The organism is Stenotrophomonas maltophilia, from assembly GCF_001676385.1.
GTDB lineage: Bacteria > Pseudomonadota > Gammaproteobacteria > Xanthomonadales > Xanthomonadaceae > Stenotrophomonas > Stenotrophomonas maltophilia_J.
The window spans coordinates 63,287-76,517 of sequence record NZ_LYVJ01000006.1 but is presented as its reverse complement, the minus strand read 5'-3'; the positions used below and the strand labels follow the sequence as shown (position 1 = coordinate 76,517).

General features: G+C 66.3%; 13 protein-coding genes. 7 read left to right on the top strand and 6 right to left on the bottom strand.

Features of this window, described 5'->3' with window-relative positions; genetic code table 11:
- Position 1: 1 nt before the first annotated feature.
- The 3 genes from A9K58_RS09145 to A9K58_RS09135 all read left to right on the top strand — a co-directional run bounded on the left by A9K58_RS09145 (position 2) and on the right by A9K58_RS09135 (position 2,863).
- Complete coding sequence (locus A9K58_RS09145) at positions 2–481, top strand: hypothetical protein (RefSeq protein ID WP_231109277.1); 480 nt, start codon at positions 2–4, stop codon at positions 479–481.
- 87 nt (positions 482–568) lie between these two features.
- Complete coding sequence (locus A9K58_RS09140) at positions 569–1,351, top strand: 3-hydroxybutyrate dehydrogenase (protein WP_065199088.1); 783 nt, start codon at positions 569–571, stop codon at positions 1,349–1,351.
- Between the two features lie 225 nt (positions 1,352–1,576).
- Positions 1,577–2,863 (top strand): alpha/beta hydrolase family protein, encoded by a 1,287-nt coding sequence (locus A9K58_RS09135; protein ID WP_065199087.1) that lies wholly within the window; start codon positions 1,577–1,579, stop codon positions 2,861–2,863.
- A gap of 54 nt (positions 2,864–2,917) precedes the next feature.
- Here A9K58_RS09135 and A9K58_RS09130 read toward each other — a convergent pair whose 3' ends face one another.
- The 3 genes from A9K58_RS09130 to A9K58_RS09120 are packed head-to-tail and all read right to left on the bottom strand — an operon-like array spanning position 2,918 to position 4,160.
- Positions 2,918–3,376, bottom strand: a complete 459-nt coding sequence (locus A9K58_RS09130) for an SRPBCC family protein (protein ID WP_065199086.1) — start codon at positions 3,374–3,376, stop codon at positions 2,918–2,920.
- A 2-nt stretch (positions 3,377–3,378) separates the two neighbouring features.
- Positions 3,379–3,693, bottom strand: coding sequence for an ArsR/SmtB family transcription factor (locus tag A9K58_RS09125; protein WP_005416268.1), 315 nt, complete (start codon positions 3,691–3,693; stop codon positions 3,379–3,381).
- An 11-nt stretch (positions 3,694–3,704) separates the two neighbouring features.
- The gene (locus A9K58_RS09120; RefSeq protein ID WP_065199085.1) at positions 3,705–4,160 is read right to left on the bottom strand and encodes an SRPBCC family protein; all 456 of its coding nucleotides are present in this window, start codon (positions 4,158–4,160) and stop codon (positions 3,705–3,707) included.
- A gap of 205 nt (positions 4,161–4,365) precedes the next feature.
- Here A9K58_RS09120 and A9K58_RS09115 point away from each other — a divergent pair, with 205 nt between their 5' ends.
- Positions 4,366–6,135, top strand: coding sequence for an oleate hydratase (locus A9K58_RS09115; RefSeq protein WP_065199084.1), 1,770 nt, complete (start codon positions 4,366–4,368; stop codon positions 6,133–6,135).
- A gap of 60 nt (positions 6,136–6,195) precedes the next feature.
- On the opposite strand, the gene A9K58_RS09110 is transcribed toward A9K58_RS09115, so the two are convergent.
- Positions 6,196–7,035 (bottom strand): oxidoreductase, encoded by an 840-nt coding sequence (locus tag A9K58_RS09110; RefSeq protein WP_065199083.1) that lies wholly within the window; start codon positions 7,033–7,035, stop codon positions 6,196–6,198.
- Positions 7,036–7,137: 102 nt separating this feature from the next.
- On the opposite strand from A9K58_RS09110, the gene A9K58_RS09105 reads away from it, so the two are divergent.
- The 3 genes from A9K58_RS09105 (at position 7,138) to A9K58_RS09095 (ending at position 9,365) form a co-directional block, all read left to right on the top strand.
- The gene (locus A9K58_RS09105; protein WP_231109275.1) at positions 7,138–8,088 is read left to right on the top strand and encodes an AraC family transcriptional regulator; all 951 of its coding nucleotides are present in this window, start codon (positions 7,138–7,140) and stop codon (positions 8,086–8,088) included.
- A 96-nt stretch (positions 8,089–8,184) separates the two neighbouring features.
- A complete protein-coding gene (locus A9K58_RS09100; RefSeq protein ID WP_065199082.1) occupies positions 8,185–8,772 on the top strand; it encodes a TetR/AcrR family transcriptional regulator in 588 nt (195 codons plus the stop codon).
- Between the two features lie 92 nt (positions 8,773–8,864).
- Positions 8,865–9,365: a hypothetical protein gene (locus A9K58_RS09095; RefSeq protein WP_065199081.1), complete on the top strand. Its 501-nt coding sequence runs from the start codon at positions 8,865–8,867 to the stop codon at positions 9,363–9,365.
- Positions 9,366–9,376: 11 nt separating this feature from the next.
- Here the strand turns inward: A9K58_RS09095 and A9K58_RS09090 are convergent, their stop codons facing one another.
- Both A9K58_RS09090 and A9K58_RS09085 read right to left on the bottom strand, forming a co-directional pair.
- Entirely contained in the window at positions 9,377–9,844 is a 468-nt protein-coding gene (locus A9K58_RS09090) for a chemotaxis protein CheW (RefSeq protein WP_065199080.1), read from the bottom strand.
- 226 nt (positions 9,845–10,070) lie between these two features.
- A complete protein-coding gene (locus tag A9K58_RS09085; RefSeq protein ID WP_065199079.1) occupies positions 10,071–13,190 on the bottom strand; it encodes a discoidin domain-containing protein in 3,120 nt (1,039 codons plus the stop codon).
- Positions 13,191–13,231 lie beyond the last annotated feature (41 nt).

Sequence of the window (13,231 nt, the reverse complement as noted above, 5' to 3'; positions counted from 1 at the left end):
TGTGCCAAGCACGCTGGAAACTGTTTTGAAGACCGTAGGTTTCATTGTCCTTGCAGCGCTTCCGTTGTTGACCATGTGGTTCATCCAGCGGCGAAGGACACTGAGAGCCCGTTCTGCGTTGGGATCAGGGCTGCGTTTGAGTCCGCCTCGCCGGATTTCCCGCACGTCCATGACCTTGGCGATGGTGGATGGCAAAGAGGATCGCGAGCACTACTTCTTTGATACAGAATCCTTCTACCTGCGGCGGGGCCCGGTGCCCACGGCGGTTCCGCTCTCGCAGATCACCTCAGTCACACGAACGTCCGACGTCATCTATGCGCGCTACGTCTGGCAGGTATGCTTCAGCAAAGCATCGGGTAGAAAGTGCGTGACGTTCACCAACAACCTGACGCTGTTCAACCGCGACTTCCTGCTCTTTCTGGAGGCGGTGCGGAAGGCCAATCCGCTGGCGAACGTTGATCGGGCGAGCGTTATCTTCTAACCGTGGGCCGACATCGGTCGTTCCAATTCAAAAGGGGGTTGGCGCGTGGAGCTACACTGGCGGCCTACGCCCAATGGAAGCTCGCCCATGTTCTCTGGAAAGGTTGCGGTAGTCACCGGCTCCACCAGTGGTATCGGTCTTGGCATTGCCACGGCACTGGCGCGGCAGGGCGCGGACATCGTGTTGAATGGCTTTGGCGATGCGGCAGAGATCGAACGCATCCGTACCGGCCTGGAAGCTGAGTTCGGCGTACGGGTAGCGCACGATGGCGCCGATCTGTCGCGGGGCGAGGCAGTGCGCGAGATGATCGACCGCGCCGTCGCGACGATGGGGCGCATCGATATCCTGGTGAACAACGCGGGTATCCAGCACACCGCATCGATCGAGGAATTTCCGGTTGAGAAGTGGGATGCAATCCTGGCGCTGAACCTGTCAGCGGTGTTCCATGCCACGGCAGCGGTCTTGCCCCATATGAAGCAGCAGGGCGCTGGCCGCATCATCAACATCGCGTCGGTGCACGGGCTGGTCGGCTCGGTGAACAAATCGGCCTATGTGGCGGCCAAGCACGGTGTGGTGGGCTTCACCAAGGTGACCGCGCTGGAGAATGCGGGCACCGGCATCACCGCCAACGCGATCTGCCCAGGCTGGGTGCGGACGGCGCTGGTCGAGCAGCAGATCACCGCGTTGGCGGAGAAGGAAGGCACGGATCAGGAGTCCGCCGCCCGCGCGCTGCTGGCCGAGAAGCAGCCTTCGTTGCAGTTCGTCACTCCCGAGCAGCTGGGCGGGATGGTGGTGTTCCTGGCATCGGACGCTGCGGCGCAGATCACCGGCACGGCGATGCCGGTGGATGGGGGCTGGACCGCCCGTTAGCTGGCCGACACCGGCAGGCGTGCCTGCAGGGTCTCCCACTCGGCCACGAAACAGCCGATCCGTTCGAGGTGGGGGTGCATGGGGCGGTCCTGATGTACGTCTCGCTCGCGCAGTATGGTCGCGCGCGGCGCCACAGCGAGCGGGTGCAGCATGAATCTGGTGGATGAACGCGCTAGGCTGCGCCGGGCGCCCGCACGAGGCGGGTTCACGATACCGGGGAAGGGCATGGCAGGGTGGAAAGGACGTTCGTTGTTGATGGCGGTGCTGGTGTGTTCGAGCTTGCCGGTTGCAGCTGCCGAGGTGTGCACGGCCAGCGCCTACGGTGATGGGCAAGGCAACATCGTGGTGCTGGGTGCGCCGGCCGTGGCGCCGGCCACGGGCCAACGCTATCTGATGCTGGATGGGCGACGCGGTGCCACCGGCGATGCCGGTGCACCGGTGAGCTGTGTCGACGATGTGGTCCGCTTCAGGACATCCGCCGGGGCGACGCAGCGCTGGCAGCGGCTGCCGACCCGCGATACCGGGACGACCTTCACCAGTGCCGGAACGAAACTGGTCGGGCAGCTGATCGAGCCGGCCGGTCCGGCCGACCCGAAGCGGCCGCTGGTGGTGCTGGTGCATGGCTCGGAACGCACCATGGCAGTGGCGGCGATCTACCAGCGCATGCTGGTGGCGCAGGGCATTTCGGTGTTCGCCTACCACAAGCGCGGTACCGGCGATTCGGAAGGCGAGTACACGCAGAACTTCGAGCTGCTGGCTGACGACGCGGCGGCGGCGCTGGCGAAGGCGCGTGAACTGGCCAAAGGCCGCTTCGGCCGTGCCGGCTACTTCGGCGGCAGCCAGGGCGGTTGGATCGCGCCATTGGCGGCGACACGCTCGCAGGCGGATTTTGTGGCGATCGGTTTCGGGCTGGTGGTCTCGCCCATCGAGGAGGACCGCGAGCAGTTGTTCGACGAGGCGCACCGCCTGCAACTGGATGCGGCGGCCATGAAGCAGGTCGGCCAGCTGTCGGACGCCACGGCGCAGCTGATGCGCACGCATTTCAGTGATGGTTTCGAGGCGCTGGCCAGGGTGCGTGCGCAGATCGGTGACGCGCCGTGGGCCAGGACGATCGGTGGTGAATACAGCGGCGACATGCTGCGCATGAGTGATGCTGACCTGCGCCGGATCGGTCGCGCGCGCTTCGACAACCTGGAGCTGATCTGGGACCACGATGCCGAGGCTGCGCTGCGCCGTTTGAAGGTGCCGTTGCTGTGGGTGCTGGCCGAGCAGGACCGCGCCGCGCCGATTGCCGCCACGCGTTCGATCCTGTCGCGCCTGCGCACGTCAGGACAGCCGATCGAGACCTACCTGTTCCCCGACACCGACCATGGCATGGTCGAGTTCCGCACCGATGCCGAAGGCAACCGGGTGTCGACGCGGATCACCGACGGTTATCTGCGCCTGCTGGCCGATTGGATCAAGCAGGACGTGCATGGGCAATACGGGCGCGCGCGCAGAGTGAGCGATTGAGCGGATAGGGAGCGCTGGCGGCGGATGGCGCTCCGCCGCCGATTGCGGCGCGACTCACATCGGCTTCGCAAACACATCCAGCCCCTTGCCCGTTTCCAGCAGCGACTTCAGGCTCGACAGCACGATCGGCCAGCCCTGGCGGATGCCGGTATCCATGCCGCTGCCGGGTTCCAGCTCGTCATGGGTAACCGTCAGCCGCACCATGTCCTGGTAGGGCACGATGTCGAAGGTGACCCGGCTGTAGGCATCGGGGTTGTCGGCCTGCGAGGCGGCGGCCCAGGTGATGACCAGCCGCGAGGGCGGGCTACTTTCCACCACCTCGCCGACCAGCTCGACCGAGCGCGTTTCGTTGGCGCGCACATGCTGCCAGCGCGAGCCGGGCTTCCAGTCCGAGACGTTCTCGTGGCCCCAGTAACGGCGGGCGATCTCGGGGCGCGTGATGGCCTCGAACACCTTCTGTGGCGTGGAGGCGATGTAGATCACGTGGATGAAGCGAGTGGACTCTGCGGACATCGTCATTCTCCTTCCAGTTCTCGTTTCAGGTCATGCAGCAGGCTCAGGCGCTGCTGCTCGAACTTGCGTACCCAGCGTTCGTAGACTTCGTGCAGCGGTACCGGGTTGATGAAGTGCAGCTTCTCGCGGCCACGGCGCACGGTGCTGATCAAATTGGCGTCTTCCAGCAGGCCCAGGTGCTGGGTGACCGATTGCCGGGCCATGTCCAGGTGCTCGCACAGCTGGCCCAGCGTCTGGCCGTTGTCTTCGCAGAGCAGGTCCAGCAGCGTCCGGCGCGTGGGGTCGGCCAGGGCCTTGAACACCTTGTCTGCATTCATGCGGGGCGTCTTCAGTTCCAGTTGTCGATCCTGACGTCGCGGGGGTTGGGCTGGCCCTTGCCGGTTTCCAGCAGGGCTTTCAGGCTCATCAGGAACACTGCCCACTTGGTGCTGCAGTGGGAGGTGAACTCGACGCGCTCTTTCCAGCCTTCATGGGTGAACAGGACGATGCAGTAGTCGCCTTCCTGTTTCAGTGCGAAACGCGCGTGGGTGCCGATCCATTCGGCGGGGCCGGCCAGGAACTGCCAGAGCACCAACTCGCCGGGAATGAGCTGTTCCAGCTGCATTTCCATAGCGCCGATCTCCTGGCCGTCGTGGGTGAAACGGACCTTGACCGTGCCGCCGGTCTCGCGGTCGCCATGGCTGTCTTCGGCCCACCAGGCGGCCACGCCTTCGGGGGTGACCAGGGCTCGGTACACCTGGGGTGCGGGGGCTCTGATGCCGACCCGATGTGCGATATCCACCATTGCGGGTTCCTCGCGATAGGCAGGCAGGTGCCGCCCTCGGGATGGACTATATGCAGGTAAATACCTGCATGTCAATGGTGGCTATGCAGGCGGTTTGCCGGGCAGGGGGAGTCCGCCTGCGTCACTGGGTCGCAGGCGGGCTGAAGCATGCGGTACACCGGTACGGCGCTAGAGTGGAGACGACCCCTCCAGGAAGGAGCAGCACATGTATTACAGCAGTGGCAACTACGAAGCCTTCGCGCGTCCGCGCAAGCCCGCCGGTGTCGATGACAAGCGCGCATGGTTCGTCGGTTCGGGCCTGGCCTCGCTGGCCGGCGCCGCGTTCCTGATACGTGACGGGCGCATGGCCGGAAAGCGCATCACCATTCTTGAGCAGCAGCAGATTCCTGGCGGCGCGCTGGATGGCCTGAAGGTGCCGGAGAAGGGCTTTGTAATCCGCGGGGGCCGCGAGATGGAGGACCACTTCGAGTGCCTGTGGGATCTGTTCCGCTCGATCCCGTCACTGGAGATCGCCGACGCCAGCGTGCTGGACGAGTTCTACTGGTTGAACAAGGACGACCCGAACTATTCCTTGCAGCGCGCCACGATCAATCGCGGCGAGGATGCGCACACCGATGGCCTCTTTACCCTGAGCGAACAGGCGCAGAAGGACATCATCGCGCTGTTCCTGGCCACCCGGCAGGAGATGGAGAACAAGCGCATCGACGAGGTGCTGGGCCGTGATTTCCTGGACAGCAACTTCTGGCTGTACTGGCGCACGATGTTCGCGTTCGAGGAATGGCACTCGGCGCTGGAGATGAAGCTGTACCTGCACCGTTTCATCCACCACATCGGTGGGCTGCCGGACTTCTCGGCGCTGAAGTTCACCCGCTACAACCAGTACGAGTCGCTGGTGCTGCCACTGGTGAAGTGGCTGCAGGACCATGGCGTGGTGTTCCAGTACGGCACCGAAGTGACCGATGTCGACTTTGATCTGCAGCCGGGCCGCAAGCAGGCCACGCGCATCCACTGGACACGCGACGGTGTGGCCGGTGGCGTGGATCTGGGCGCGGATGATCTGCTGTTCATGACCATCGGTTCGCTCACCGAGAACTCGGACAATGGCGATCACCACACGGCGGCACGCTTGAATGAGGGCCCGGCGCCGGCCTGGGACCTGTGGCGCCGCATCGCCGCGAAGGATGCGGCATTCGGGCGCCCGGACGTGTTCGGCGCGCACATACCGGAAACCAAGTGGGAATCGGCCACGGTGACCACGCTGGACGCACGTATTCCGGCCTACATCCAGAAGATCGCCAAGCGTGATCCGTTCAGCGGCAAGGTGGTGACCGGCGGCATCGTCAGTGTGCGCGACTCGCGCTGGCTGATGAGCTGGACGGTAAACCGCCAGCCGCATTTCAAGAACCAGCCGAAGGACCAGATCGTGGTCTGGGTGTATTCGCTGTTTGTGGATACGCCGGGCGACTACGTGAAAAAGCCGATGCAGGAGTGCACCGGCGAGGAGATCACCCGCGAGTGGCTGTACCACCTGGGTGTGCCGTTAGACGAGATCGATGAGCTGGCCGCGACTGGCGCGAAGACGGTGCCGGTGATGATGCCGTACATCACCGCGTTCTTCATGCCGCGCCAGGCCGGTGACCGCCCGGACGTGGTGCCGGAGGGTGCGGTGAACTTCGCCTTCATCGGCCAGTTCGCCGAATCGAAGCAGCGCGACTGCATCTTCACCACCGAGTACTCGGTACGCACGCCGATGGAGGCGGTGTACACGCTGCTGGATATCGAACGCGGCGTGCCGGAGGTGTTCAACTCGACCTACGACGTGCGCGCGCTGCTGGCCGCCACCGGTCGCTTGCGCGATGGCAAGGAACTGGACATTCCCGGGCCTGCGTTCCTGCGCAACCTGCTGATGAGCAGGCTGGACAAGACCCAGATCGGTGGGCTGCTGCGCGAGTTCGGGTTGGTGCAGGAGGACTGAGCGGAGGCGTGTGCAGTGCCGGGCCATGCCCGGCGCTACCGCACCTCCGGCCCATTGACCTCAGGCGGCACCGTCGGTCGAGCGGCTGAGGTGTTCCCAGGCGTCGATGCTGCCGGTCATCGACGCCAGTTTCGCCCGCACCAGCTGCAGTGCATCGCTGCCCAGCAGCAGATGGCTGGGCGGTGCGTCGCTGTCGATGACCTTCAGCATGGCCTGCGCTGCCTTTACCGGATCACCGGGCTGGTGGCCACTCTTCGCCTCGCGCGCGCTGCGGATGGGATCGAACAGCGCGTCGTAGTCTTCAATGCTGCGCGGCGCCCGCGCCATCGAGCGGCCTGCCCAGTCGGTGCGGAATGATCCCGGTGCGACGGCCGTGACGTGGATACCAAACGGCGTCACTTCCTTGCCAAGCACTTCACTGATGCCCTCCAGCGCGAACTTGCTGCCGCAGTACCAGGCAATGCCCGGCATCGTGATGAAGCCACCCATGGACGTGATGTTGAGGATGTGGCCGCGGCACCGCGCGCGCATGTGCGGCAGTACCGCTTTGATCAGCGCGGCCGGACCGAACACGTTCACTTCGAATTGCTGCCGCAGCTCGGCGAGCGTGGATTCCTCGAGGATGCCTTCGTGGCCGTAGCCAGCGTTGTTGACCAGCACGTCGATGCTGCCGATGTTCGCTTCGATATCGGCGACGAGCGCATTGATGGCGGCGGTATCGGTTACGTCCAGCAGGCGGCCGGACGCCTGTCCGGGAGCCAGCGTTTCGAACGCCTGGCGGTCGGTTTCGTTGCGTACCGTGCCGACCACGCGATGGCCGGCCAGTAGTGCCTGCTGGGCAAGGGCGCGGCCGAAGCCGCTGCTGACGCCGGTGATGAGGAGAAGGCGGGAAGGGGTCATGACGGGGCGTTCGTGATGGGTGGGGCTTGCACGATAGGTGTTGAACCACCCGCTCCACAGGCCTAGGATTCGGCCATTCTTGCCTATTCCTCTGGAGCGCTTGTGCCGGTAGTCGATTCCCTGCAACGGCAGGTGCAGGCACGCATGGTCTGCCTGCTGCAGGCATTGGCGGCGGAGGAGGGCTACACGCTCACGGCCTTGCCGGGGGTACGGTTGCTGCGATCCGACCGGCCACTGGCGCGTACGCCGGTGTTGTACGACCCCGGTATCGTGATCGTCTGCCAGGGCGTGAAGCGGGGCTATCTGGGCGGGCAGGTCTATCAGTACGACGCGCAGCACTATCTGGCAGTGTCGGTGCCGGTGCCGTTCACGATGGAAACCGATGCATCGGCGGAGGCGCCGCTGCTGGCGATCTACCTGCACCTGGATCTGCAGCTGGCAGCGGATCTGCTGATCGAGCTGGGCGAAACGGTGGGTCCCTCGCAGGCACCGGCGCAGAGCATGATGTCCAGCCCGATGCAGGCGCCGATGCAGGCCACGGTGCTGCGCCTGCTGGAGGCACTGGCTGAACCGCTGGACGCTGCCGTGCTGGGTCCGGCGCTGGTGCGCGAGTTGTACTTCCGCGTGCTGACCGGTGCACAGGGCGGCGCAATGCGCGAGGCACTGGCCATGCGTGGGCGCTTCGGCAGCATCGGCCGTGTGCTGCGGACAATCCATGCGGGATATGCCACTGCCCTGGACGTGGGGCAACTGGCCAGCGAAGCGGGCATGAGTGTGGCGACCTTCCACGACCACTTTCGCGCGATTACCGGCACGTCGCCGATGCAGTACGTCAAGTCGACCCGCCTGCACCAGGCACGGCTGCTGATGTTGCGGCAGGGGATGACCGCCGAAGCGGCATCGCTGGCGGTGGGGTACGCCAGCCCGTCCCAGTTCAACCGTGAGTTCAAGCGCCTGTTCGCGTTGCCACCGGCGGCCGAGGTCGCGCGGATGCGGCGCAGTTTCGCGCTGCCACCCCCGCCAGCGGATGCGCTGTACGTGTCTTCACACTGACATGCCAGCATGCCGGCCAATGGCCGGCGCTACCACGTGCTACTGACCCAGCAGCAGGCAGTTGACAGAGCGTCAACCTACTAGTAGGTTGACGACATGAAAGAGTCACTCTCGCCCAAGGCCCAGGAAATCCTGGTCCACGCCCGTTCGCTGCTGGAAGCCGGCGGCTACAACGGTTTCAGCTATGCCGATATCTCGGCGCGGGTGAACATCAGCAAGGCCAGTATCCATCACCATTTCCCCAGCAAGACGGACCTGGTGCGCACGGTGGTGGAGCTGTATCGGGCCGAGGCGCGCGAGGGCCTGGCGTTGCTGGATCGCCAGCTGGGCGATCCGCTGAAGGCACTCAACGCCTATGTTGACTACTGGTCGGCCTGCATCACGGGCGGTACATCGTCGTTCTGCATCTGCGCCATGCTGGCAGCGGAGGCACCGATGATCCCAGCCGACATCGCGCGGGAAGTGCGCGGGCATTTCGAGGACCTGAGCGGCTGGTTGACCGTCACGCTTGAGAAAGGGGCTGCCCAGGGCCAGTTGAAGCTGCAGGGCCCAGCGACGGACGAGGCCAGGGCGTTCATGTCATCCGTACACGGCGCGATGCTGGCGGCGCGCGGGTTCGGTGATGGGGCGATGTTCGCGGCGCTGGCGCGGCTGGCGATCGCGCGGGTAAGTGCTACGGCCTGATGTGTTGCGTGGTGGCCTGCGGCAACGCGGGCCTTGTTTTTGTCCTCATCGCCTACCTACTAGTAGGTTTATACCTCAAACGGAGTTTCCCCATGGCGCATCCTCTCTCAGCCCTCGGCGTAATCCATACGGCGGTAAGTCTGGTCCCGGTTCTTGCCGGCCTGTACGGTTTCATCCGCCACCGCGCGATCGATCCTGCCACCGGCTCGGGCAAGCTTTATCTATGGGGCCTGGTGATGTCGGTGGCGACCTCGTTCACGGTATCCAGTACGGGCGGGCTCAATCCGGGCCACGCGTTCGGGGTCATCGTGCTGCTGGTGGCGTTCGGCGGCGTGCTGGTCGCTCGGCTGCGCTGGCTGGGCCGTGCATCGCGCTATCTGTCGACCTTCGCGTTGTCCTTCAGCTTCCTGCTGTCGCTGGTACCGGCCGTCAACGAAACGCTGACCCGCTTGCCGGTGGCGCACCCGATCGCTGCGGCGCCGATGGCACCGGTGGTGCTGCAGACGCTGCTGGGCGGCCTGGTGATCTTCGTGATCGGGTTCGCCGCGCAGTGCTGGCGGATCCGGTCCAGCGTGCGGACCCGGCGCGCCTGAGGCGACGCCTGTCAGGACTGCAGTGCGAGTGCAGCCAGCAGTGCGTCCGGTTTGATCAGCGCGGCGGATCGAGCCGGACCGAGCCATACGCGCCCGTTGCAGAAGTCGAACGGGCGACCCGTTGCAGGCTCGGGCGTGTCCGGGTCCGGGCCGGGGGTCTCGATCTCCAGCACCTCATCCACAGCCAGCGCCAGGGGAGTGGTACCGGCGTTGATCAAGAGCATGGCCGGGCTGCCGCCATCGAATGCCGGTTGGCCGCTCATCCTGCGCAGGTCGGCCACCCGCAGGGGCTGCCCGCGTATCTCCACGGTCGGCCCGCCGCGATGATCCGGGTGGCCGAACGTCTCCGGGCCGCGGATTTCCACGGCCGCCTGGACGTCGACGGCGAACAGTTCAGTGCCCGCGCGCACGATGATGATCTCGAACAGGCTCGCCGGTGACGGGCGTGCGTCCGATGGGGGACAAGCAGATACGGGCATGCAGGGAGGTACGGTTTCAGGCCATGGCATGGGTGCCTTCAATGATGCCGGTTGCACGTCACGCACGGCCTGCATTGCCCGCGTGTGCGGGGTGCCGGTTCAGGGGTGGGTCATGCGGAGAGGCGCACTGGAACGCGGCCGAGGACGCCGCAGACCCACCTGCCGGGCTTGCCGGCATGCTGACGCGGGACCTGCGGCCGCAGAGCCGAGCCGGGCGCGGCGCCGTTCACCAACGGGCCTCAAGCGTGCGGAACGGCTTCGCCAGCCGCACTCCCTCGGCATCGAACGTGGTGATCGGGCGCCCGTCGACGCGCACCGCCTTCGGCTTGGTGCGATCCGGCCACCAGACCTTCAGCGCCGTGCTGCTGCGCAGGCCTTCGCCCAGCGCAACCGTCAGCACCCCATCATGCTGCCGAGCCTGCATCTGCAACGTGCCAAAGGCCGTCGGCAGCCGCTCCACGGCCAGGCCGTCACCCGCAACCCATGCAGGGGGCGTGCCCGGCAGCAGCGACAATGCGTCATCGTCCTCGCGCATCAGCATGCCGAACAGCGTGCGGCCGTACTCGGCGCCGATCCAGGTGTGCGGCATGTCGCCCAGGTAGCGTGGGAAGCGCAGGCGCGAATGCACGACCTCGGCCAGTACCTGCCATTGCAGCGGCCGGCGATCGCGCAGCAGGCCCTGCAGCAGCTCATCGGCCACTGCCGGCTGGCCCAGATGCACATAGCTCAGCACGTTGCGGATCTCATAGGGCGTGTAGGCGTACAGCGCACCGGGCTGGCTGCGCTTGCGCACGTCTTCCAGGTAACGGGCGAACGTGGTGCGCAGCGCCTGTTCGGGCAGCACGCTCTGCGCGCCGGTGGGGTCCAATGCGATGGACACGCCGGTCGGATCACCATCGCCAAGATCGGCCGACGACGGGATGAAGTCGATGCCCTTCCACGCCATCGTCGCCCGGATCGAAGCATGCAGCGCGTCGTACAGCGCCCTGTACTGCGCGCGTGCCCACGCCGCAGTTTCGTGGTCCCCCAGGGACTCGGCCAGCCAGGCGCCGTCGTGCCAGCCTTTCAGCCCCCAGTAGTCGTCCCAGTAGCTATGGGTGGGCGACGGATAGCCCTCGTGGCTGATCGATGGCGCAAGGATGCCGGCGAACCGCTCCGGCGCCGGTTGGTCGGCCTTGTAGCCGGGTACCAGCGTGCGTTCGCGAAGTTGCTGCAGGAAGCGCAGCGCGGCCTTCACCTTGGGCAGGTAGGCGCGCACGGACTCCGGCCCGCCATCGAGGCGTGCGACATCGGCGACCAGCGCGACGTACTGCCCCTGGCTGTCGTACTCGATGTCCGAACCGAAGCCGGTATTGACGCTGCCGTCGTCGTTGAGAATCGGCGAAACCAGGCCATTGGCATGCACGCCGTGCGCGCTGTACCAGGCCAGGTAGTCACGCGCGACCTGGGCTTCACCCATGCGCAGCAGCACCGCCGAGGTGGCCATGCCATCGCGGATGAAGGACCGGTTGTAGTTGCGCGGACCCGGCTGCATGGCCGGACCGGTCTGGTTGATCAGCATGTAGGCGGCCTGCGCGCGCAGCATGTCGACCAGCGAGGGATCGGGCAGGCGCAGGCCGACCTGGCCCAGGCGTGCCTGCCAGTCCGCAGACACCTGCGCGGCCAGGGCATCGAACGCTGCATTGGCATCGCGCGGCAGGCCGGCCAGGTCAAGCGTGGGTGGCTCCGGTAACGCGCCATTGGCGTCTGCGGCGGCGGTGCCCAGCGGGAATGCGACCACGACAGCATCGGTGGCACCCGGTGCCAGCGACACGCGGTAGTTGAGCGCGGCGGCCGCAAGGCCCTGGTCATCCCGCGCCTGCTGCGTGGACGGGAGCTGCCCAGCGGCAACGGCCGCGCTGATTTCCGTTGCACCGTCCGTGCCGAAGGGCGCCGCGCCGGATGCGGCCACCGAGGTGAGCGAATGCAGCAGCGTGCGGTGATTGACGCGCACCGCCTGGCCCTCGATGGCCACCTCGCGGATCGGCGACAGGCCACCGTTCTGCCAGGGCGGATTCATCTGCATGGGGCGTACGACCAAGCTGAGCGTGCCGTCGATCCTGGCGTTGCCGGTATTGCGCAGCCGGTGGCGCAGGAAGCTCACCGGCTGGCCATCGCGTTCGATGGTGAATACTTCGCTGCGCAGTTCCAGGCCGGGCTGTGGTGCCCAGGTGGCCGATGGCATGGGTTTCCAGCCATCGCGCAGCGCATGCTGCACCGGCTTCCCGGCGGCACCCGCGGCGTGTCCGTCGGCATTGCGCCAGATCGGTTGTACCAGCGGCGCACCCTTGAACGCTTCAAGGTTGCCGTACTCATCGAAGATCGATTTCTGCCGCCCCGCGTGCACGCCGACAGCGGTCCAGTAGGTCTGCTGCATCTGCAGCGAGGCCGGGAACAACGCGCGCTGCGCGCCGCTGGCGGCGATCTGGTACTGCCTCATCGGCGTCATCACCGCCTTCGGGCCAAGCAGGCGCAGGCGCGCCACCTGCGGTGCGCTGCCGTCCACGCTCAGCCGAAAGGCGCGCAGTGATTGCGCGGTGCCAGCGGCGAGCCAGCTCTGCCGGTGCTCGGCCGCCTGCGCATCGTGCGCGACCTCCTGCCAGTGGCCCTGGGCATTCTGCCCCAGCAGTCGGGCGGGTCCGCGCGCGCCATCGGCCCAGTCGATGGCCAGGCCGGCACTGGCCTGTGCATGCGGCAGGGTGATCTGAAGGGTGTGCGTGCCGTCCTTGGTGGCCGGAATGGCAACGGCGCTCCCTCCTTGCCAGAGCGCTGCCGACTGCACCGCATCCAGGCCGTCGATGCGTGCGCTCAGCGCGCTGTCCAGCGGCTCCATTTCGAAGATCGACACGCCCCAGTCGGAAGTGCGTTGGGGACTGGCCAGCCGCAGGTAGCGCGCGTGGCGTGGTGCGAAGTACAGCGTTTCCACATCGCCTAGCGAATCGGCCATGGTGTACGCGGTCTGCCACTGCGTGCCATCCAGCGAGGTCTGCAGCGAATAGCCTTCCGGGTTGGAGACATCCCAGGTCAGGCGCGCGCCGGCCAGCAGGGCGGGCGCGCCCAGGTCGATCTGGAACCAGTGGCCGGGGCTGAACGCGCCGCCGGTGACGGTCCTGGGGTCGCCGTCGATCAGGTGCCCGATCGCCATCGCCGGCACCTGCTGCGAGGAAGCGCTGGCCCGCCATTGGCTGCGCGGGGGGAGAGTCTGTGCCTGTGCAGAGGCGGCCAGCGCGGCGAGCAGCAGGGCGGCGGCAGATCGCCATGGGGCAGCTGGGCGGGAGACCTTGGAGCGTTCGGCGCACAACGTCATTACGGACTGCCTCACAGGTTCGGCCGGAATCGGGCGAGCGC

Bases quoted from the DNA above. Each gene is read 5' to 3' on its own strand.
- A9K58_RS09140 (WP_065199088.1), top strand. From the start codon at position 569: ATGTTCTCTGGAAAGGTTGCGGTAGTCACCGGCTCCACCAGTGGTATC.
- A9K58_RS09135 (WP_065199087.1), top strand. From the start codon at position 1,577: ATGGCAGGGTGGAAAGGACGTTCGTTGTTGATGGCGGTGCTGGTGTGT.
- A9K58_RS09130 (WP_065199086.1), bottom strand. From the start codon at position 3,376: ATGTCCGCAGAGTCCACTCGCTTCATCCACGTGATCTACATCGCCTCC.
- A9K58_RS09125 (WP_005416268.1), bottom strand. From the start codon at position 3,693: ATGAATGCAGACAAGGTGTTCAAGGCCCTGGCCGACCCCACGCGCCGG.
- A9K58_RS09120 (WP_065199085.1), bottom strand. From the start codon at position 4,160: ATGGTGGATATCGCACATCGGGTCGGCATCAGAGCCCCCGCACCCCAG.
- A9K58_RS09115 (WP_065199084.1), top strand. From the start codon at position 4,366: ATGTATTACAGCAGTGGCAACTACGAAGCCTTCGCGCGTCCGCGCAAG.
- A9K58_RS09110 (WP_065199083.1), bottom strand. From the start codon at position 7,035: ATGACCCCTTCCCGCCTTCTCCTCATCACCGGCGTCAGCAGCGGCTTC.
- A9K58_RS09100 (WP_065199082.1), top strand. From the start codon at position 8,185: ATGAAAGAGTCACTCTCGCCCAAGGCCCAGGAAATCCTGGTCCACGCC.
- A9K58_RS09095 (WP_065199081.1), top strand. From the start codon at position 8,865: ATGGCGCATCCTCTCTCAGCCCTCGGCGTAATCCATACGGCGGTAAGT.
- A9K58_RS09090 (WP_065199080.1), bottom strand. From the start codon at position 9,844: ATGCCCGTATCTGCTTGTCCCCCATCGGACGCACGCCCGTCACCGGCG.
- A9K58_RS09085 (WP_065199079.1), bottom strand. From the start codon at position 13,190: ATGACGTTGTGCGCCGAACGCTCCAAGGTCTCCCGCCCAGCTGCCCCA.